This is a genomic window from Flexivirga aerilata, from assembly GCF_013002715.1.
Classification (GTDB): Bacteria; Actinomycetota; Actinomycetes; order Actinomycetales; family Dermatophilaceae; genus Flexivirga; species Flexivirga aerilata.
The window spans coordinates 2238605-2259502 of the sequence record NZ_JABENB010000001.1 but is presented as its reverse complement, the minus strand read 5'-3'; the positions used below and the strand labels follow the sequence as shown (position 1 = coordinate 2259502).

Annotated in this window: 15 protein-coding genes; 9 read left to right on the top strand and 6 right to left on the bottom strand. The window is 69.6% G+C overall.

The genetic code is table 11. The annotated features are described in order from the left end of the window. Positions 1–242 precede the first annotated feature (242 nt). From HJ588_RS10580 to HJ588_RS10565, 4 genes are all read left to right on the top strand, one after another. Positions 243–1520, top strand: coding sequence for a quaternary amine ABC transporter ATP-binding protein (locus HJ588_RS10580; RefSeq protein WP_171154727.1), 1278 nt, complete (start codon positions 243–245; stop codon positions 1518–1520). Beyond that, positions 1517–2422 (top strand): ABC transporter permease, encoded by a 906-nt coding sequence (locus HJ588_RS10575; protein WP_171154725.1) that lies wholly within the window; start codon positions 1517–1519, stop codon positions 2420–2422. Before HJ588_RS10580 ends, HJ588_RS10575 begins: the two co-directional genes overlap by 4 nt. 14 nt (positions 2423–2436) lie before the next feature. Further along, entirely contained in the window at positions 2437–3366 is a 930-nt protein-coding gene (locus HJ588_RS10570; protein ID WP_171154720.1) for a glycine betaine ABC transporter substrate-binding protein, read from the top strand. A 124-nt stretch (positions 3367–3490) separates the two neighbouring features. Beyond that, positions 3491–7081, top strand: coding sequence for an ATP-binding cassette domain-containing protein (locus HJ588_RS10565; RefSeq protein ID WP_171154718.1), 3591 nt, complete (start codon positions 3491–3493; stop codon positions 7079–7081). A gap of 118 nt (positions 7082–7199) precedes the next feature. Here the strand turns inward: HJ588_RS10565 and HJ588_RS10560 are convergent, their stop codons facing one another. After that, positions 7200–8744 (bottom strand): helix-turn-helix domain-containing protein, encoded by a 1545-nt coding sequence (locus HJ588_RS10560; protein ID WP_171155653.1) that lies wholly within the window; start codon positions 8742–8744, stop codon positions 7200–7202. 181 nt (positions 8745–8925) lie between these two features. Between HJ588_RS10560 and aceA the strand changes: the two genes are divergently transcribed. Together aceA and aceB are read left to right on the top strand one after the other, a co-directional pair. Continuing rightward, entirely contained in the window at positions 8926–10221 is a 1296-nt protein-coding gene (gene aceA / locus HJ588_RS10555; protein WP_171154716.1) for an isocitrate lyase, read from the top strand. A 201-nt stretch (positions 10222–10422) separates the two neighbouring features. Beyond that, positions 10423–12117, top strand: coding sequence for a malate synthase A (gene aceB, locus HJ588_RS10550; RefSeq protein WP_171154713.1), 1695 nt, complete (start codon positions 10423–10425; stop codon positions 12115–12117). 4 nt (positions 12118–12121) lie between these two features. Here aceB and HJ588_RS10545 read toward each other — a convergent pair whose 3' ends face one another. Genes HJ588_RS10545 through HJ588_RS10535 form a run of 3 tightly spaced genes read right to left on the bottom strand, consistent with a single transcriptional unit; the run spans position 12122 to position 16000 of the window. Then, positions 12122–13828 carry a cation:proton antiporter gene (locus tag HJ588_RS10545; RefSeq protein ID WP_171154711.1) on the bottom strand — a complete coding sequence of 569 codons (1707 nt, stop codon included), beginning with the start codon at positions 13826–13828 and terminating at the stop codon, positions 12122–12124. Between the two features lie 8 nt (positions 13829–13836). Then, the gene (locus HJ588_RS10540) at positions 13837–14487 is read right to left on the bottom strand and encodes a TetR family transcriptional regulator (RefSeq protein ID WP_171154708.1); all 651 of its coding nucleotides are present in this window, start codon (positions 14485–14487) and stop codon (positions 13837–13839) included. Further along, positions 14474–16000, bottom strand: a complete 1527-nt coding sequence (locus HJ588_RS10535; protein ID WP_171154705.1) for an MFS transporter — start codon at positions 15998–16000, stop codon at positions 14474–14476. The genes HJ588_RS10540 and HJ588_RS10535 overlap by 14 nt, the downstream gene beginning before the upstream one ends. A gap of 206 nt (positions 16001–16206) precedes the next feature. Between HJ588_RS10535 and HJ588_RS10530 the strand changes: the two genes are divergently transcribed. Genes HJ588_RS10530 through HJ588_RS10520 form a run of 3 tightly spaced genes read left to right on the top strand, consistent with a single transcriptional unit; the run spans position 16207 to position 18778 of the window. Next, positions 16207–16812 (top strand): TetR/AcrR family transcriptional regulator, encoded by a 606-nt coding sequence (locus tag HJ588_RS10530; RefSeq protein WP_171154702.1) that lies wholly within the window; start codon positions 16207–16209, stop codon positions 16810–16812. Continuing rightward, positions 16803–17765, top strand: coding sequence for a nitrilase-related carbon-nitrogen hydrolase (locus HJ588_RS10525; protein ID WP_171154692.1), 963 nt, complete (start codon positions 16803–16805; stop codon positions 17763–17765). The genes HJ588_RS10530 and HJ588_RS10525 overlap by 10 nt, the downstream gene beginning before the upstream one ends. Before the next feature lie 11 nt (positions 17766–17776). Continuing rightward, on the top strand, positions 17777–18778 hold the full coding sequence (locus HJ588_RS10520; RefSeq protein WP_212755409.1) for an agmatine deiminase family protein: 1002 nt from the start codon (positions 17777–17779) through the stop codon (positions 18776–18778). Between the two features lie 3 nt (positions 18779–18781). Here HJ588_RS10520 and HJ588_RS10515 read toward each other — a convergent pair whose 3' ends face one another. Next, positions 18782–19741 carry a GNAT family N-acetyltransferase gene (locus HJ588_RS10515; protein WP_212755407.1) on the bottom strand — a complete coding sequence of 320 codons (960 nt, stop codon included), beginning with the start codon at positions 19739–19741 and terminating at the stop codon, positions 18782–18784. Between the two features lies 1 nt (position 19742). Next, on the bottom strand, positions 19743–20837 hold the full coding sequence (locus tag HJ588_RS10510; protein ID WP_171154686.1) for an amidohydrolase family protein: 1095 nt from the start codon (positions 20835–20837) through the stop codon (positions 19743–19745). Positions 20838–20898 lie beyond the last annotated feature (61 nt).

Below are 20898 nucleotides of genomic sequence, written 5' to 3'. Positions count from 1 at the left end.
GACTCCGATCCGCACCCCGCGAGTGCGCCGCCGAGCGACGTCAGTGCGAGCGCCTGCAGTGCCTGTCGACGGTTCATCCTCATGCTGGTCATACAGCAAGGACGCACGAGGACGAGGCCGGGTTGCCCGGCCCTCACGGTAGGTCACCGACCGATAACGATCCCCATCGTCGGTTTGGTGCGCCCCCGCGATGTGTGATCACGTGGAAGAACCGGCCTCTCTCCGTCTCGGCCGGTTTCGCCATGACCAGTTGGAGGAATATCGACGTGCCGTTGCTCGAGGCGCACCATCTGTACAAGGTCTTCGGCAGACGACCCGGGGACATCGTTCGACGACTCGAGCAGGGGGAAGACGCCGCGGAGCTGCGGCAGCGGTATGACGTGACACCCGCGGTCATCGACGCCTCCTTCGAGGTCAACGAGGGCGAGATCTTCGTGGTCATGGGCCTGTCCGGATCGGGCAAGTCGACACTGATCCGGATGCTCAACGGGCTGCACCAGCCGACGTCGGGTCACGTGAAGATCCTCGGCGAGGACATCAGCACGATGAGCGCCGCCCAGCTGCGCCAGACCCGCCGCGACCACATCAGCATGGTCTTCCAGCACTTCGCGCTCTTCCCGCACCGCACGGTCGCCGAGAACGCCGCCTACGGGCTGCAGGTCAAGGGCGTCTCCGAGGCGGAGCGACGCGAAAAGGCTTTGGAGGCACTCAAACTCGTCGGCCTCGAGGGCTGGGGCGACCACAAGCCCGGCGAACTGTCCGGCGGCATGCAGCAGCGCGTCGGCCTGGCGCGCGCGCTCGCCGCCGACACCGACATCCTGCTGATGGACGAGGCGTTCAGCGCCCTCGACCCGCTGATCCGCCGCGACATGCAGGACCAGCTGATCGAGCTGCAGAACCAGCTCGGCAAGACGATCGTCTTCATCACCCACGACCTCAACGAGGCGATGCGCCTCGGCGACCGCATCGCGATGATGCGCGACGGCCGCATCGTGCAGGTCGGCACCGCCGAGGAGATCCTCACCGACCCGGCCAACGACTACGTGGCGCAGTTCGTCGCCGACGTCGACCGCACCCGGGTGCTCACCGCGCGCTCGATCATGGAGCCGCCCGTCGCGACCCTCGGCATGGGCCACGGCCCGCTCGCCGCGCACAAGCTGATGCGCGAGCACCAGCAGCCGGGCCTGTATGTCGTGGGCCGCGACCGCACCCTGCAGGGGTACGTCATGGAGGACGACATCGTCGCCGCCCGCGGTGGCGGCGAGACGATCGCCGACCTCGTCAAGCCGATCGAGACCACCGTGCCCGCCGACGCACCGGCGGCCGACCTCTTCACGCCCGCGGCCAACGTGCGCCTGCCGCTCCCGGTGGTCGACCCCGACGAGAAGCTCGTCGGCGTCATACCCCGGGTGACGCTACTGGCGGCACTCGGCGCGGTCGATCCCGAACCCACGGATCTGGTTGCCCTGCCTGCTGATTCGGCAGTCGAGCTCGACAAGACCACCGGAGGCGCCCGATGAGCACCGTGATCCCGCGGATCCACCTCGGCGAGTGGGTCGCCGACGTCGTCAACTGGCTGACCGACCACTGGTCGGGCTTCTTCGACGGCGTGGCCAGCATCGTCAACCACCTGGTCGACGGCATCCAGCACGTCCTGATGAACACCCCGATCGTGCTGCTGGTGATCATCTTCGCGCTGCTCGCGCTCTGGGCGCGCGGCTGGAAGGCGGCGATCCTCGCGGTCGTCGGCTTCGCCCTGATCGACGGGTTCGGGGAGTTCCCGAGCGCGATGGAGACGCTGTCGCAGATCATCGTGGCGAGCGTGCTCGCCATCGTGATCGCGATCCCGGTCGGCATCCTCGCGGCGCGCGGCCGTCGCGCGTCGGCGGTGATCAAGCCGGTGCTCGACTTCATGCAGACGCTGCCGGCATACGTCTATCTGCTGCCGGTGCTCTTCCTCATCGGGCTCGGCTCCGCCGGCGCGGTGCTGGCCACGATCATCTTCTCGATCCCGCCCGGAGTCCGGCTCACCGAACTCGGCATCCGGCAGGTCGACGGCGAGATGGTCGAGGCCGGCCAGGCCTTCGGCGCCACCCCCAAGGAAGTGCTGCGCGGCATCCAGATCCCGCTCGCCATGCCGAGCATCATGGCCGGCGTCAACCAGGTGATCATGCTCGCCCTGTCGATGGTCGTCGTCGCCGGCATCGTCGGCGCGCCCGGCCTCGGCCAGGACGTGCTGTCGTCGCTGCAGTCGCTCGACGTGGGCGTCGGTGTCGAAGCGGGTCTCTCGGTCGTGATCATGGCGATCTACCTCGACCGGGTCACCGACGGATTCAGCAAGCCCGAGGTCGGCCTGCGCAGCGAGCTCGCCACGCTGCGCCGGCGTCAGACCCGGGCGGCGGCCGCGACCGACGCGGCCTGAGGAGGAAGACGAACATGGCCATCGACATCGACCCCAGCCGCTTCAGCCCTAGCCGGCGCAGCCTGCTCGGCGGGATCGCCGCCGCCGGCGTCGGCCTGGTCACCGCCGGCTGCACCACCGCCAACGACGAACGCAACGCCGCCGGTGGCGGCGGTGGTGGCGGGGGCAAGAAGCCGCTCACCATCGGCTACATCGACTGGGACGAGGACATCGCCGCGACCTACCTGTGGCAGAAGATCCTGCAGGACAAGGGCCACAAGGTGACCCTGCGCCACGTCTCCGACGCCGGCCCGGTCTTCGTCGGCCTCGACCAGGCACAGATCGACCTCTACCTCGACGCCTGGCTGCCGGCCACCCACAAGACCTACTGGGACAAATACGGCAAGAACCTCACCGACCTCGGTGTCTGGTACGACAGCGCCCCGCTCACCATCGCGGTGCCCGACTACATGCAGATCGACTCGCTCGACCAGCTGAAGTCGGTCGGCGCCCAGGTCGGCAACAAGATCGTCGGCATCGAGGCCGGCGCCGGCCTGACCGCCGCCGCGAAGAAGATGATCACCGACTACGGCCTCACCGGCTGGCAGCTGCAGACCTCCAGCACCCCCTCGATGCTGGCGGCACTGAAGAAGGCCACCGACGAGAAGAAGCCGATCGTGGTCACCCTCTGGCGTCCGCACTGGGCCTACAACGCCTTCCCGGTCAAGGACCTGAAGGACCCCAAGGGCTCGATGGGCAAGCCGGACAGCATCCACGCGGTCGGCCGGAAGGGCTTCGAGAAGGACTTCCCCGACGTCACCGCGATGCTGAAGAAGTTCCACATGACCGACAAGACGCTGTCGCCGTTGGAGGAGGAGGTCGTGCAGAAGCACAAGGACTCCCCCATGGCCGGCGTCGACGCCTGGTTGAAGGCCAACCCCGACTTCGTGAAGTCGCTCGGCTGACGAGCCGACTCGGACGACGAATCCTCCTGTTTTGCAGGGGGATTCGTCGTTTGTGCGGGGCTCCCGTCATACCGGCCGAAAAACCGGAGGCGTATGTCGGCGCTCCCGCGTAGCGTGACAGCCGATGACCACCACGACCACCACCCCGACCTCGTCCGTCGGGGGGACACCACCTGCCGCGCCCACCCACGACCCTGCGCGGCGGGTCGACTGGCGACGCCTGAAGGGGCCGATCGCGCTGGTCGCCCTCGCCGCGATGGCGCTCGGCGCGGTCGCCGTCGTGCTCGGCACCGTGGTGGCCGGCCGGGTCGCCGCCGACCCGACCACCGGGCTGGTCGTCGCCCTCGCGGTCTGTGTGGTCGGCGGTGCCGTGCTCGACACGATCGGCCGGTTCCTCTGGGCCGGCGTCGTCGACCGCGCCGAGGGACGGTTGCGCGAGGACCTGCTGAGCGCCGCGCTGCACCAGCCGCTCGACGCCCTCACCGAGCAGGCCGTCGGCGAGATCCTCGACCGCGTCGACGACGACACCCACGAGCTGGGTTCCCTTCTGCGCCAAGAGCTTTGGGCGGCCATGCGCACCGTCGTCGCGCTGGTGCCGATGTGGATCGTCGCCGGCTTCACCTGGTGGCCGGCGTGGCTGCTCTTCCCGCTGATGGCGAGTGTCACCTTCCTCGTCGTGCGGCCGCTGCTGAGCGAGATCGCCCGGCGCAAGGTCATCGAGGAGATGGCGTGGACCGACCACGCGGCGGCACTCGAGGAGGGCATCGCCGGTGCGGACGACCTGCGCACCAGCCTCGGCGCGTCGTTCGCGGTGCGGCGGGTGAGCGAGCTGTCCGCGGCGATCCACGAGAAGTTCCGGCTGGTCGTCGAGCTGGAGCGCAAGCTCGGGCTGCGCGCCGGCGTGCTGCTGCACGCGATGCTCGCCGCCGTCGGTGTCGCGGGAGTCGTGCTCGTCACCCGGGACGACCTGTCGATCGCCGCCCTCGTGACGCTCTTCCTGGTCACCACGACCTTCGTCGGCCAGATCGACCAGACCGCTCGCCACCTGCCCGAGATGCAGGCCGGCCTCGGCGCGTTGATGCGCGTGCGGCAGATGATGGCGGTGCCGCCGGAGCCGGCGGGCGGCGCCGACCTGCCGGCCGGAGCCCTCGACATACGGCTTGCGGACCTGCAGTTCTCCTATGCGCACGGCACATTCGCGCTGCGCGACATCGACCTCCACGTGCCGGCCGGGCAGACGATCGCCCTGGTCGGACGCACCGGCTCGGGCAAGTCCACCATCACCTCGCTGCTGTCCCGAGCGGTCGAGCCGGAGCCCGGCTCGGTCCGCCTCGGCGGCGTCGACGTCACCACGGTCGACCTGCAGCAGTTGCGGCGGGCGGTCGGCGTCGTCACCCAGCGCACCGAGATCCTCGCCGGCACTCTGGAGCAGAACATCACGCTGTTCGCCGACCGGCCGCGGGCCACCGTGCAGGCGGCGGTCGACGAACTCGGCCTGACCGACTGGGTCGCCGGGCTGCCGGACGGACTCGACACCCTGCTCGGCCCGGGCGGCACCACGCTGTCCGCCGGCGAGGAGCAATTGGTGTCGTTCGTCCGGCTGCTCGTGCGCGACGTGCGGGTGGTCGTGCTCGACGAGGCGACCGCGCGCATGGACCCGCTCACCGAGAGCCGGGTCGTCGCAGCCGCCGAGCGGCTGCTGCACGGGCGCAGCGGCGTGCTCGTCGCGCACCGGCTGAGCACGATCGACCGGGCCGACCTCGTCGCCGTGCTCGACCACGGCCGCCTCATCCAGAGTGGCCCGCGCGCCGCCCTGGCACGCCAGGCCGGACCCTTCCGCTCGCTGCTCGAAGCCGCCGGCACCGGCGATTCCCTTGAGGCACAAGGCGATTCGGATGATGCCGGGTCCGACGAGTCCGACGAGTCTGCCGAGCCAGTGCCGCACGACGCAGCGGCACACGACTCGACGCAACAGACGGTCGGTGCGCTCCGGCGCAAGGGCACTCCTCCGGTGCGCGACGCCGTCGGCGACGGCCCCTCGCTCGCCCGGAGCGTCGCTCACGCGCTGCTGATCGTGCCCCGCTGGGGGTTGTTCTCGATCGGGCTGTTCCTCGGGTCCGCCCTGCTGGGCTCGCTCGGCGCGGTCACCGGATTCATCTGGGGGCGCACCGTCGAGCGGCTGCAGGACGGCGCCTCGGTGACGTCGCTGACGATCGCGCTCGTGGTGAGCCTGATCCTGTCCCCACTGATGCTGGCCGAGGCGTTCCGCCGCTACCCGCGCTGGTGGATCGAGACCATGCTGCGCACCCGGATGGCGGTGCTGGTCGGACAGACCCGGCAGCGGCGGCTGCCGCGCAACCCGCCCGGCGAGGTCGTCGCGCGGGCGATGGACGCCGACCGGTTCGCGCTCTACGCCGACCGGTGGGTCGACTTCGCCAACGGCCTGGCGATCGCCGCCGTGACCGCCCTGATCAGCGGCACGGCCCTGGCCGGGCTGATCCTGCTCGCGGTGATGGTCGCCGCCGCGGTCGCGTCGGCGCTCGGCCGTCCGATCGCCGGTCGCTCGGCGGCCAAAGCCTCCGCCGCCCGTGCGGGTTTCGGTCGCGCACTGGTGTCGGCGCTCGACTCCGCGCGCACGGTCAAGCTGGCCGCGCGCACCCCCGAGGTGCACCGCCACCTGCGGCAGGTCGACGCCGGCCGCGTGCAGGCCGCGGTCTTCGAGCACCGGGTGCGCGCCGTGCTCGACGGCGTGCCGATCGTCCTGGTGCAGGTCGGCGTGGTCGCGGCCTGGGCGTCATACCTCGGTGGGGTGTGGGGCCTGGCCACCGCGATCCTGGTCGCCAACGCGGTCACCGGTTTCGACTGGTTCGGCCGGGTCGCCGGGGCCGTGGTCACGGAGGCACCCGGCACCCGCGCGTGGCAGCGGGTCACCAGCCGCTTCGCCGCAGGTGCCGACCTGATGTCCCTGCCGGACGGCGTGGACCTGGTGACCGGCGATGCTCCGAAGCCGGTGACTCCCCCGCGAAATCCGTTGCAGGAGTTGGAGCTTCGCGGAGTGAGCGCGTTGCACGACGACGGCACCATCGGCGTCAGCGACGTCGATCTGACGGTGCACCGCGGTGAGCTGGTCCTGCTGCTCGGCCAGGTCGGCTCGGGCAAGTCGAGTCTGCTCTCCGCGCTCGCCGGCCTGCTGTCCTATGACGGTGCGGTCCGCTGGAACGGCGCCGACGTCGACGACCCGCAGACCTTCCTGCGCCCGTCGCAGGTCGCGCTCGTCGGGCAGATCCCGCGGGTGCTGTCCGGCACCTTCGCCGACAACGTGCAGCTCGGCCACGCCGATCGCGCGTTCGACGAGCCGGTGGCCGCGGCGCGCCTGGAGCCCGACATCGCCGAGGCCGGCGGGCCGGACGGGCTGGTGGGCCACCGCGGGGTGCGACTGTCCGGCGGGCAGGTGCAACGGCTCGCGCTCGCCCGGGCGCTCGCGACCGACAGCGAGCTCCTGCTGGCCGACGACGTGTCCAGCGCGCTCGACGCCGCGACCGAGGTCGAGTTATGGCAGGCGCTGCGCTCCCGTCATACGACGGTCATCGGCGCGACCTCCAAGCGGGCCGCGCTCGCCCAGGCCGACCGCGTCGTGGTGCTCGTCGACGGCCGCGTCGCCGCCACCGGCCCCTGGCGCGAGCTGTCCCGCGACTGGTCCCACCTCGCCGGCTGACCACCCCGACCGAGAGGCCCACCTCCGCCTCGAGCGGACCACGACAGTGCGCTGCATTCGTGGTCCCCTCACGGCAGGTGTGGGCCTCTCGGTCAGGAGGGGCGGCCAGGAGTCTCGGTCAGGCGGGTGCGTGCCGTTCCAGGAAGCGGTAGACCTCGGTGTCGTCGACGCCCGGGAAGACGCCCGGCGGCATCGCGGCCAGCAGGTGGGAGTGCACGCGGGCCGACGGCCAGGCCTGGCCGGTCCAGCGGGAGGCGAGGTCGGTCGGCGGCTGGGTGCAGCAGCTCGGGTCCGGGCAGCGGGAGGTGGCGCGCTCGGTGGTCTCCCGGCCGCGCATCCACTTCACGTGTTGGTAGGGCACGCCGACGTTGACCGCGAAGAGCCCGTCGTGGGTGCGGTCGACCACGGCGGTGCACCAGTAGGTGCCCGACCGGGTGTCGGTGTAGCTCTGGAAGGCCTGCGACAGGTCGGGCTGCTCGAAGACGCGGCGCGCGGTCCATGCCCGGCACACCCGCTGACCCTCGATGGCACCGGCCGGGTCGACCGGGAACTGCACGCCGTCGTTCTCGTAAGCCTTGTAGATGACGCCGTCCTGGCTGATCCGCATGAAGTGCACCGGCAGCCCGAGGTGTCTCGTGGCCAGGTTGGTGAAGCGGTGCGCGGCGGTCTCGTAGGACACGGCATAGGCATCGCGCAGGTCCTCGATCGCGATGTCCTTCTCCTCCATCGCGCGCCGCAGGAAGTCGACGGTCTCGCCCTCCGGCATCAACAGCGCGGCGGCGAAGTAGTTGATCTCCACCCGCTGCGAGAGGAACTCCGCATAGTCGGCCGGCACCTGGTGACCGAGCACCAGGTGCCCGACCGCGTGCAGGGCGAGAGAGCGCGAATCATGTTGTCCCGCTTCGGGTTGCGGCAGATAGATGCGCTTGTTGTGCAGGTCGGTGACCGTGCGCGTCGAGCCCGGCAGGTCGGAGGTGTGCACGAGCTTGTAGCCGAGGTGCCCGGCGAGCCGGTCGACCGCCGCGCGGCTGATCGGACCGCCCGGGTGGTTGATCGACTTCAGCAGGTCGCTCGCCGCGGCCTCGATGTCGCCGAAGTAGTTGTCGGCCGCGCGCATCCGGTCGCGCAGCTCGGCGTTGGCCCGGCGCGCGTGCTCGGGGGTCGCCGCCCGGTCGGCCTGCGCCGACGCCATCGCCTCGTGCATGCCGACCAGCGCCTCCAGCGCCTCCGACGGCAGGCGCGGCCCGATCTTGACCTTGGGCAGTCCGAGCGCCTCGTAGGACGGCTGCCGCTGCGCGCGCTCCAGCCGGATCTCCAGCGCGGCCCGCCGGTTGGGCGGCGCGGTCGACAGCAGGGTCGACAGGTCCGTGCCGAGCTCCTCGGCCAGCGCGGTCAGCACCGACAGCCGGGGCTCGCGTTTGCCGTTCTCGATCAGCGACAACGCCGACGCGGACATGCCGACGGCCTCCGCGACGTCACCGAGGGTGCGCCCGCCCTCCTGCCTGGTATGACGCAGCCGGCGACCGATCGTCAGCGCATCCGGTGAGGCACCGGACTGCTCCTTCACCGGCTCGGGCGCGTGCGGTGAGGTCAGGCGACCGGGATTGGCGGGGTTGCCGGCGTTACCGGGGTTACCGGTGTTACCGATGGCGACGCTCGTCATACCGGCAGGATTGCGCTTCTTGACGCGCATCGCATCCGGCGGCGGGGTTGAAACTCGGGCCATGTCCCGACAATATCGCAAAATCAGCAAATCTTTACGTTCAAGATGCTGTTACTTGTGGGTTGCGCTCCCCCAGAGTGGTTTGCATCGACAGACCGCCCCGGAAAGGAACATGGGAGCCATGACTACCCAGCAGAACAAGCCGAGCATCGCCGAGCAGGAGACCGCTCTGCAGAACGACTGGCACAGCAACCCCCGCTGGGCCGGCGTCAAGCGCGACTACACCGCCGGGGACGTCATCAAGCTGCGCGGCTCGATCCAGGAGGAGCACACCCTCGCCCGCCACGGCGCCGAGGACCTCTGGAACAAGCTGCACACCGAGGACTTCGTCAACGCGCTCGGCGCGCTGACCGGCAACCAGGCCGTGCAGCAGGTCAAGGCCGGCCTGAAGGCGATCTACCTGTCCGGCTGGCAGGTCGCCGGCGACGCCAACCTGGCGGCGCAGACCTACCCCGACCAGTCGCTCTACCCGGCCAACTCCGTGCCGCAGGTGGTGCGCCGCATCAACAACGCGCTGATGCGCGCCGACCAGATCGAGTTCTCCGAGGGCATCCAGACCGTCGACGAGTGGCTGGTGCCGATCGTCGCCGACGCGGAGGCCGGCTTCGGTGGCCCGCTCAACGCGTTCGAGCTGATGAAGTCGATGATCGCCGCCGGCGCCGCCGGTGTGCACTGGGAGGACCAGCTGGCCTCGGAGAAGAAGTGCGGCCACCTCGGTGGCAAGGTGCTGATCCCGACCTCGCAGCACGTCCGCACCCTCAACGCCGCCCGCCTCGCGGCCGACGTCAGCGACGTATCGACGCTCGTCATCGCCCGCACCGACGCCGAGGCCGCGACGCTGCTCACCGCCGACGTCGACGAGCGCGACAAGCCGTTCCTCACCGGCGAGCGCACCGCCGAGGGCTTCTACAAGGTCAAGAACGGCCTCGAGCCGTCGATCGCCCGCGGTCTGGCCTACGCCGAGTACGCCGACCTGCTGTGGATGGAGACCGGCACCCCGGACCTCGAGGTCGCCAAGACCTTCGCGGACGCCATCCACGCCAAGTTCCCCGACCAGATGCTGGCCTACAACTGCAGCCCGTCGTTCAACTGGAAGAAGCACCTGGACGACGACACCATCGCCAAGTTCCAGCGCGAGCTGGGCGCGATGGGCTACAAGTTCCAGTTCATCACCCTGGCCGGCTTCCACGCCCTCAACTACTCGATGTTCGACCTGGCCCACGGCTACGCCCGCGAGCAGATGAAGGCCTACGTCGAGCTGCAGGAGAAGGAGTTCGGCAGCGAGGAGCGCGGCTACACCGCGACCAAGCACCAGCGCGAGGTCGGCACCGGCTACTTCGACCTGGTCTCCACCGCGCTCAACCCCGACAGCGCCACCACCGCGCTGAAGGACTCCACGGAGGCGGCTCAGTTCTGATCCCGAACTGACGCTTCTCTCTAGGTCTCGGCGACGAGGCCACCCCCACTCCCGGGTCTGCGCGGTCAACTGGCTCCGGCCGCGCAGACCCGGGGTCTTTACACCCTAGGAAGCTCTCCGCTCGTTCCTCGCTCCGATACTTCGCGAGGGCCCCAAAACCCAAGAAATACAAGGCAAATCGCACCGGAAAGGACACACGTCATGTGTGAAACGCACGGCACCCCGACAGTGCGCGGCGAGATGCACCCGCGCTTCGACGAAATCGTGACCCCGGAAGCTCTTGCCTTCGTAGCCACTCTCGACGGCGCCTTCGCCGGACGGCGGGCCGAACTCCTCGCCGAGCGCCGGCACCGGTCCAAGGAGATCAGCGCAGGGGCCGACCTCGACTTCCTGCCCGAGACCGCCTCGATCCGCGCCGACCCCACCTGGAAGGTCGCCGCCCCGGCTCCGGGCCTCGCCGACCGCCGCTGCGAGCTGGTCGCGCCCGCCACCCCCAAGATGGCCGTGCACGCGCTCAACTCCGGCGCCAAGGTCTGGCTCGCCGACCTCGAGGACGCGACCGCGCCGTCGTGGCGCAACATCGTCGACGGTCAGATCACCCTGTATGACGCAATCCGCGGCACGCTCTCCTACGAATCGTCGGACGGCACCGAGCAGACGATCGGGGAAAACCCGGCGACGATCGTGATGCGTCCCCGCGGCTGGCACCTGTGCGAGAAGCACGTGACGATCGACGGCCGGCCGATCTCGGCATCGCTGTTCGACTTCGGCATCTACTTCTTCCACAACGCCCGGAAGCTGATCGAGAACGGCGCCGGCCCCTACTTCTACCTGCCCAAGATCGAGTCGCACCTGGAGGCCCGCCTCTGGAACGACGTCTTCGTGCTGGCGCAGGACCAGCTCGGCATCCCGCAGGGCACGGTTCGCGCCACGGTGCTCATCGAGACGGTGCCCGCGGCCTTCGAGATGGACGAGATCCTTTACGAACTCCGCACGCACTGCAGCGGATTGGCCGACGGACGCTGGGACTACATGTTCAGCTACGTGCGCACGTTCGCCCACCGCGGCAACGAGTTCGTGCTGCCCGACCGCGACAAGATCACCATGACGACGCCGTTCATGCGGGCCTACACCAAGCTGCTCGTGGCGACCTGCCACAAGCGGTGGACGCACGCGATCGCCGGCCCGGCCGCGGTCAACCCGACCCGGCAGGACGAGGAGTCGCGGCACCGTGCGCTCGCCCAGGTGCGCGCCGAGAAGGAGCGTGAGGCCGCCGAGGGCTTCGACGGTTCGTGGGTGGCGCACCCGGCGGTCGTGGAGACCTGCCTCGCCGCCTTCCGCAGCGTGCTCGGCGACCGCATCGACCAGCGTTCGCTGCGTCAGGCGGTCGACGTCAACGCCCGCGACCTGGTGTCGCTGGACGGCACCGTGCAGACGATCAGCCTGCAGGGTGTGCGCACCAACGTGTCGGTCGCGCTGCGTTACTTGGCCTCCTGGGTCGCCGGCCGCGGCGCCGTCGCCATCGACAACCTGATGGAAGACGCTGCCACCGTTGAGATCTCGCGTGCGCAGCTGTGGCAGTGGCTCTACCACCAGTCGCAGCTGGCCGAGGGCCCGCAGGTCACCCGCGAACTGCTCGACCGCGTCATCGACGAGGAGATGGCCAAGCTGACCCGCGGCCTCGACGACGAGGCGACTGGCCGCTACCAGGCGGCCCGCGAGGTCCTGGAGTTCGTCGCGCTGGCGGACTACCTGCCCGGGTTCTTCACCAACTACGCCTACGTGCGCTACCTCACCGACCAGGCGTTGCGGATGAACCCGACCAGCCGCGAGGACCTGCGGCAGTCCGAGCACGTGGACACCTCGGCGTCCGCGACCGCCGGCGCCGTCGCATAACCGGTCAGGCGGAGCTGTCGTCGTCGAAGGACGTCAGCCGCACCTCGAAGCCGTCGAGCATCCGGGTCGCCGCGTTGATCGCCGGCGACCCGTAGGCACCACGGTCGGCAAGCGAGTTGAGCGCATTGCGTTGTGCCGCAAGCACATCCAGGCGCAACCGCGAGTAGTCGTGGCGGGCGTCCCGCGCCACCAGATCGGCGCGCGCACCCATCTCGTCCCGCTCCCGCTCGAGGTCGTGCCTGATCTCGGCGAGCGTCGACCGGTCCTCCTCGGACGCGGTCCGCTCAAGCTCGTCCAACTCACGGAAGCCTGCGGCATACAGGTCGGAGACGACGTCGTGCGTCTCCTGCTGCACCCGCTGCGCCGAGTCGTCACGGATGCCTGCCTTGCGTATGACGAGAGGCAGCGTCAGCCCCTGCGCGAGCAGCGTGACGACCGCGACCACGAAGGCGATCAGCACCAGCTCCTCGCGACGTGGGGTGTCCAGCGGGAGGGTCTGCGCAGCCGCCACCGTGATCGCACCTCGCATGCCTGCCCACCCGAGCACCACGGCACTGCGCCACCCGATCGCCTCGGTGACCTTGAAGTCGAGGTCGGCGACGACCCGCTCGACGCGGTCGCTCATGCGTTGCAGTCTGCGCTCGGAGACCTCCAGCTCGTTGAAGCGCGGATTGTCTTGCCAGTTCTCGAATTTCGAGCGATTGCCGGCCGCCCGCTGCTGGTCCTGGCGGATCGCGCCGACCAGCGGCACGACGAAGACGAGCCGCAGTGCGACGACGGCAGCGGAGGCGAGCAGTCCCACCCACAGCGCCTCGCTCAGGCTGTTGTCACTGCGCTGGACGGCGTCGACGAGCGGCTTCACCTCCAGGCCCATGATCAGGAAGATCGCGCTCTCCATCAGGAAGGCGATCGTCCGCCAGTTCATCGACTCCAGCCACCGGTCCCGGGCGGCGATCCGGCGCGGTCCGAGCCGGCCGACCACCAGGCCGGTCACCACCACCGCGAGCACACCGGACGCGTCGAGCTCCTCGGCCGGCAGGAACGCCACGAACGGCACGACGAAGGACACGGCGGTGCCGAGCACCGGGTCGCGCAGCAGTGCGCGCAGCCGCACCGCTGCCTCGCCGACCACGACTCCGACGATCACCGCGATGACCACCGAACGCACGAAGCTGCCCGCGACCTGCCAGATCGACACCGAGCTGGCGATCGCGGCGACCGCCGACCGCAGCAACACCAGCGACGAGGCGTCGTTGACCAGTCCCTCCCCCTCGAGCATCGTGACCACCCGAGGCGGCAGCCCGAGCTTCTTGCCGATCGAGGTCGCCGCGACCGCGTCGGTGGGGCTGATCACCGCGCCGAGCGCGAATGCCGCGGGCCAGCCGACGCCCGGCAGGATCGTGTGGAACATCCACCCCATGCCGAGGGTGGTGAGGATGACGAGCAGCACCGCGAGCGAGCTGATCGCCTTGAGGTTGCGCCGGAAGTCCTGACTGGGCATGTCGACCGCCGACGAATACAGCAACGGCGGCAGCACCCCGGCCAGGATCAGTTCGGGGTCGATCTCGACGTCCGGCGTGCCCGGCACGAAGCTGAGCACGATCCCGACCACGACCAGTGCGAGCGGCGCCGCCAGTCCCAACTTCTTCGAAAACGCAGTGACCGCAACGATGCTCACCACGCCGAGGATGGCGACAAGCGTCAGGTTCATGCTCTCCCCTACGTCGTATGACGGGGGCCCCGACGACCCCACAGCCGCTTGCTCTCCGGGTCGGCGTACTCCGCCGGGCCATCCAGCGTCATACCCGACTCGAAGAACTCCACCAGGTCGAATCCGCTGTGCGCTCCGGGCGCGATGCCCATCGACAGATAGCCGCCGATGAGCGCACCGGCCATCGCACGGACCCGCAGGTCGTCCGGCGACAGCTCGGTGCGCTCGGCGATCAGGTCGGTGACCAGGCGCATCGTGCGATTGACTTCGATCTGCTGCGCGCCGCGAAGCTCGTCCTCGGACCGCATCAGCTCCCAGCGCTGGTCCTGAAACTCCCACTCCTGCGGGGTGATCGACTCGATGACCTGCTCGATCGCCGCCCTGAGCGCCCGCAGCACCGGCAGCTGCTCCGGCTGCTTCCGGAAGGCCTCGACGATCAACGGGTCCAGATCGTCAGCCACGACCAGCTCCGCCTTGCTCGGGAAATACCGGAAGAAGGTGCTGGGCGACACATCGGCCGCGGCCGCGATCTGCTCCGTCGTCGTGTTGCTGTAGCCCTGCTTGTCGAACAGCCGAAAAGCAGCTTCCCGTAACGCTCTTCGCGTCTGCGCCTTCTTCCGCTCGCGCAGGCCGGGCTGGGCTGGTTCAGTCGACGACATGGAGCGATTGTCGCTCATCCTCGCTGGCTGCCGATGTCTGCTCGGTGGTTGAGTCGTCGAAGGCACGACGCGCCGTCAGGACGCTGATCAGGGCCAATGCGACGATGCCCGCCGTGGACCAGAGCAACAGATCGATGCTCTGCACGAAGGCATCCCGCACGGTGGCGAGCAGCCCGGTATTGCCGGTGCTGCGAGCGACCTCGACACCGGCGTTGACGCTGTCCCGCACCGGCTCGACGTCGGCGTCGCCGAGCGCGGAGTGGTAGCGGGTGGCTTGCACGGTGCCGAGGATCGCGACACCGATCGTGCCACCGACCTGCCGAAGCGACGACAGGAGCGCGGAGCCGGCCCCGGAGTGCTCCGGGTCGAGGCTGCCGACGGCCCATCCGATCGCGGTGAACATCACCATCGCCATACCCGTGCCCAGGAAGAACATCCAGCATCCGATCACGGCATAGGGCGTGCTCTGGCTGGTGAACGCGGCGACAACAAGCGCGGCCAGGGTGAGGGTGAGGCCGCCGGCGAAAACCACTCGGATGCCAGCACGTTCGGCGAGTCGATCGTTCAGCCGGGTCGCCGTGACCAGACCGGCCACCATGGGCAGCAACCGCAGCCCACTGCCGAACGGGCTCGCCCCCTGCACCGCCTGGAAGAGCTGCGGCAGGCTGAAGAAGACACCGAACATCACGAAGTTGAGCGCCACCGCATAGACCGCACCCAGCCGGAAGGCCGGGACGCCGAAGAGTTGCAAGTCGACCAGCGGATGCCGCAGTCGGGGTTGCAGCAGAACGAACATCAGGGTGAGCACGACACCCACTGAGACGAAGATCCAGGAGCGGCCGTCTGCCCAGCCGCGCTGCCCGAACTCGATGAATCCGTAGGTGAGCGAAGCCAACCCGATGCTGGACAGCACGACGCTCGGCAGATGGATCGACCGCGGGGTCGCGCTGCGGGACTCGGGCACGAAGGCGATGATCGCGACGATCGCGAGCAGCACCACCGGGACGTTGATCAGGAACACCGAGCCCCAGTGGAAGTGATCGAGCAGCCAGCCGCCGAGCAGCGGGCCGAGCGGCATGCCGAGTGCGACGCCGGCCATGTTGAGACTGATCGCCCGGCGCTGCTCCTTCTTGTCCGGGAACATCACCGTCAGCACCGCAAGAGTGAGCGTCAGCAGTGCAGAGGCGCCGATGCCGAGTGCGGCGCGGGCCGCGATCAGCTGTCCCGGACTCGAAGCGAACGCGCAGGCGAGCGAGGCTCCCCCAAAGATGACCAGCGACCAGAGCAGCACCCGCCGGCGCCCGATCCGGTCGCCGAGCGCGCCGATCGGCAGCATGAACACCGCCAGCGCGAGTGTGTAGGCGCTGGTAAACCACTGCAACTGCGAGATATTCGCGTGCAGGTCCTCCGCCAGCGTCGGTAGCGCGACGTTGAGCACCATGGTGTCGAGTCCGATCACCAGCGTCGTCAACGCGATGGCCGCCACCGCGATCCAACGCCGCGAGTTCGTCATGTCCATCCGACTTCCGCCCTCCGACTATTTGATAGTGACTGCCATTTGATTGACTCATTCAGTTGTACGCGGCGATGATCCAAACTGCAAGTCACTGTCATTTTCTGCATCGCCGGACTGCAGCGACCCGCTGCCTTGACTGAACTTTCAGTTTTGGCCGATAGTGATGTCGCGACTGTCGTCCGGATGCCTGGAAGGGGTGCTCCTTGAGCCTCGATCGGCGATCCCAGATCCTCCAGGCCGGTGCGCGTTGCATCGCCCGGCACGGCATCCGCGGGCTCCGGATCACCGACGTGGCCGCCGAGGCAGGCGTCGCCTCCGGGCTGCTCTACTACCACTTCACCGACCGGTCGGGCCTTCTCGCGGCCACCCTCGACTACATCAACGAGCAGGTCGCACAGGCGCGGGACGCCGCCACCGCGACCGACCTCGCACCGATCGCCCGCCTGAGCCGCCGGCTCACCGACGAGTTCTCCGACGACCCGCAGCTGCGTGACAACTCGGCCGCCTGGAACGAGCTGCGGGCGCTGGCGGTGTTCGAGCGCGACCTGCGCGACGCGCTGGCCCGCACGACTGCCGGCTGGAACGCCGAGGTCACTGCGCTCGTCGAGGACGCCCAGCGCAGCGGCGAACTCACCGATGTCGCCGACCCCGCCACGATCTCCGCGGCCCTGACCGCCCTCGTCGAGGGCCTGTCCGGACGCTGGCTGAGCGGCGAGGTCAGCACTCAGGACGCCCATCACACGATCGACACCCTGCTCGACGGACTACGGCCTGCGGCCACCGGAAAGGATCCCCAACCATGCAACTGATCTCGATCGACGGCGTGCCCGAGTCACCCGCCAGAGTGCGGCAGCCCAGCCGGCCGCCGCTGCGCGTGGGACTCGTGCAGCACCAGTGGGATTCGGACGCCGACGCACTTCGCCGCAAGCTCCTCGACGCCATCGGCGCCGCCGCCGGAGCCGGCGCGAAGCTGGTGTGCCTGCCCGAGATCACCCTGCTGAAATACCCGGCGGACGTGCGCGCGAGCGGCCGCCCCGGCGACACCGCGGAGTCGCTCACCGACGGGCCCACCTTCCAGCTCGCCGCCGAGGCCGCCCGCACCCACGGCGTCGTCGTGCATGCCTCGGTCTACCGCAAAGACGAGGGCCCGGACGGGCTCGGCCTCAACACAGCGATCCTGGTCGGGCCCGACGGCGACCTCCTCGCGACGACCAACAAGCTGCACATCCCGATCACCGACGGCTACTACGAGGACACCTACTTCCGGGCCGGCCCCGCGGACACGGCCTACCCGGTGCACCGGCCCGCACAGTTGGGCGACGTCGGCGTCGGCCTGCCGACGTGCTGGGACGAGTGGTTCCCCGAGCTGGCCCGCGCCTACTCGCTGCAGGGCGCGGACCTGATCATCTACCCGACCGCGATCGGGTCGGAGCCGAGCTTCCCCGACTTCGACACGCAGCCGCTGTGGCAGCAGGTGATCGTCGCCAACGGCATCACTGCCGGGACCTTCATGATCGTGCCGAACCGGGTCGGCGACGAGGGCACGCTGACGTTCTACGGGTCCTCCTTCATCTCCGACCCGTACGGCCGGGTCCTCGCCCAGGCCCCCCGCGACGAGGAGGCGGTCCTGGTGGCCGACCTCGACCTGGACCAGCGCCGCGACTGGCTGGACCTGTTCCCCTTCAACCGCACTCGCCGACCCGACACCTACGCGATCCTGACCGCCCCGGTCGACACCGACGCACCGAACGGCACCTTCTGATGAGCCCGCTCATGCCGAGCGAGACGGCCCCGCAGAGCAGGATCTGGATGGCGTTCCCGTCGAAGGGCTACACGCTCGGCGACACCGCGGCCGACGCCGACGAGGCACGGTCGACCTGGGCGGCGGTCGCGCGTGCGGTGCTGGAGTTCGAGCCGGTGACGATGGTGGTCGACCCGGCCGACGACGAGGTCGCGCGACGCTACCTGTCGGCCGGGGTCGACATCGTGCATGCGCCGCTCGACGACGCGTGGATGCGCGACATCGGCCCGTCCTTCGTGTATGACGAGGGTCGTCTCGCCGGCGTCGACTGGATCTTCAACGGATGGGGCGCGCAGGACTGGGCGACCTGGGACAACGATGCGCGCGTTGCGTCATACGTGCTGGAGCAAGCGGGTGTCCCCCGCATCGAGTCGTCGATCGTCAACGAGGGCGGCGGTTTTCACGTCGACGGCGAGGGCACGGTGCTCGTCACCGAGACGGTGCAGCTGGACCAAGGGCGCAATCCGGCGGCCGCCAAGGCGGACATCGAGGCCGAGCTCGCACGGACCATCGGTGCGACCAAGGTCGTCTGGCTGCCGCGCGGGCTGACCCGCGATTCGATGCAGTTCGGCACCCGCGGGCACGTCGACATCGTCGCGACGATCCCGTCGCCCGGGGTGCTGCTGCTGCACGACCAGCGCAACCCGGACCATCCCGATCACCGGGTCATGGCCGAGGTCGAGGCGTCGCTGCGGGACACCACGGATGCGGCCGGTCGCACCTGGGACATCCGCAAAGTGCCTGCGCCGCAGACTATTTCGGATGACGAGGGGCCGGTCGACTACAGCTACCTCAACCACCTCGTGGTCAACGACGGCGTGATCGCCTGCTCGTTCGACGACGCGCACGATGCGGAGGCGGTGTCGATCCTCGCCGACGCCTATCCCGGCAGGCGGGTGGTGACCGTCGATGCCCGGCCGTTGTTCGAGCGCGGCGGCGGCATCCACTGCATCACGCAGCAGCAACCCGCCTGACGGTCAGGCGAAGGCGGCCCGCGCGCGCAGTGCGAGATGGGCGACCGAGCGATCGTCGACCGGCCGGCCGGGATCGATCGGGAGTGACACCCCGAAGCCCAGCGAGCAACCCACCTGCGGCACGCGGGCCGGGTCGAAGCCGGCCCGCCGAAGACCTTCGAACGCCAGGGCCGGCTGCGGGTCCCGCAGTTCGACGACCCCACCGACCGGGGAGCTGCCGAGCAGCGCCCACAGCGCCGCGCCGGTGCCCGACTGCGCGCCCAGCTCGCGCTCGACGATGCCTTCCGACAGGAGCGGCAGCCCCGACTCCTCTGCCAGCCGGGCACCCAGGTGCGTCCCGGGAATCTCCTTGACCAGCAACGCAATCCGCGGCCAGCGCTGCGCGGCGTACGGCGCAGCGGGCCACTCCTCCCGGGTGACCGCGTGGGGGATGTGGTCGCGCCACTGCGAGCCGTCCGCGCCGGGGAGCCAGAGCATGTGTTGCACGTAGCCTTCCCGGCGGAAGCCGAGCGACCGCAGCACCCCGGACGACGGGCTGTTGCCGGGCCGGACGTTGGCCTCGATGCGATGCAGCCCCATCCCGCGGGGTGCCTCGGCGAAGGCGAGGTCGATCACCAGCCGCAGTCCTTCGGCAAAGAGGCCTGTGCCGACATACGGGTCGTAGGAGTCGTAGCCGATGACGCCGTTCTGGAAGCGCCCGCGAACGACGTTGGTGACGTTGACTTTTCCGACAATGCCGTGACTGCCCGCAGCGTCCATCGCATGGATCAGGAAGGTGCGGTGGTCCTCGGTCTGACGTTCCAGGTGCCACTGGAGGTCGGCCGGGTTGACCGGGTTCCACTGTCCGATGCGGGCGGCCGACTGCTGCACCGCGACCTGGTATGCCGCAAGGTCGCTCTGCTGGGCGGTGTGCACCCAGACCCGCCGACCGGTCGCGGCCAGCGGTGCGAGGCTTCGGCTCACGTCATGCACCGACCTGTCGGCCACGCAGCACGATCTGCTTGGGGTCGGCGAGCACGCCGACGTCGTCGCGTGGATCATCCTGGTAGACCACGAAATCGGCGCTCTCCCCCTCGGCGATGCCGGGGCGGCCGAGCCATGCGCGTGCGCCCCAGGTCGCTGCGTTGATCGCCTCGACGTTGGTCATGCCGGCCCGGGTGAGTTCGGCGACCTCGGCTGCGACGAGCCCGTGCGGCAACTGGCCTCCGGCGTCGGTGCCGACCCAGATCGGCACGCCGGCCTCGTGAGCGGCGGCGATCGTGTCGAAGCGGCGGGCGTAGAGGTCGCGCATGTGCGCGGCATACGAGGGGAATTTCGCCTCTCCCGCGTCGGCGAACTTCGGGAAGTTTTCGATGTTGACCAGCGTCGGGACGATCGAAATGCCTTGCTGTGCAAAGAGATCGATCGAGTCCGGCAGCAGCCCGCTGGCGTGTTCGATGCAGTCGGTGCCGGCGGCGGCGAAGTCGAGCAGTGACTCCTCTCCGAAGCAGTGCGCGGTCACGCGGGCGCCTTCCTCGTGGGCCGCCTCGATCGCCGCTGCCAGGGCCTCGCGCGGCCAGCAGGGTGCGAGGTCGCCGCGATCTCGATCGATCCAGTCCCCGACGAGCTTGACCCAGCCGTCGCCGCGGCGGGCCTCCTGCCGCACGTAGGCGACGAGGTCCTCGGGCTCGATCTCGTGGGCGAAGTTGCGGATGTAGCGCTTGGTCCGGGCGATGTGCCGCCCGGCGCGGATGATGCGGGGCAGGTCCTCGCGATCGTCGATCCAGTGGGTGTCGACGGGCGAGCCGGCATCGCGCAGCAGCAGGGCGCCGGCTTCCCGGTCGCGCAGTGCGTGCTGCTCGCTGGTGGCCTCGTCGACGCCCCCGTGCGCCTCGAGCCCGACGTGGCAGTGGGCGTCGACCAGACCGGGCAGCACGTGGCCCTGGATCGTCTGCGCGCCCGAGGTGTCGGCCGGCGCGGTCCAGCTGACGACACCGCCGACCACCCAGATCTCGTCGCGGACCTCCTCCGGCCCGACCAGAATGCGACCTTTCACGTGCAGCACCGGAGCGTTCGCCATACATCCGACCCTATTGCGTCGGTGTCGGCGATTGTCGCCGCCTCGCGTGCGCGGCTGCGGC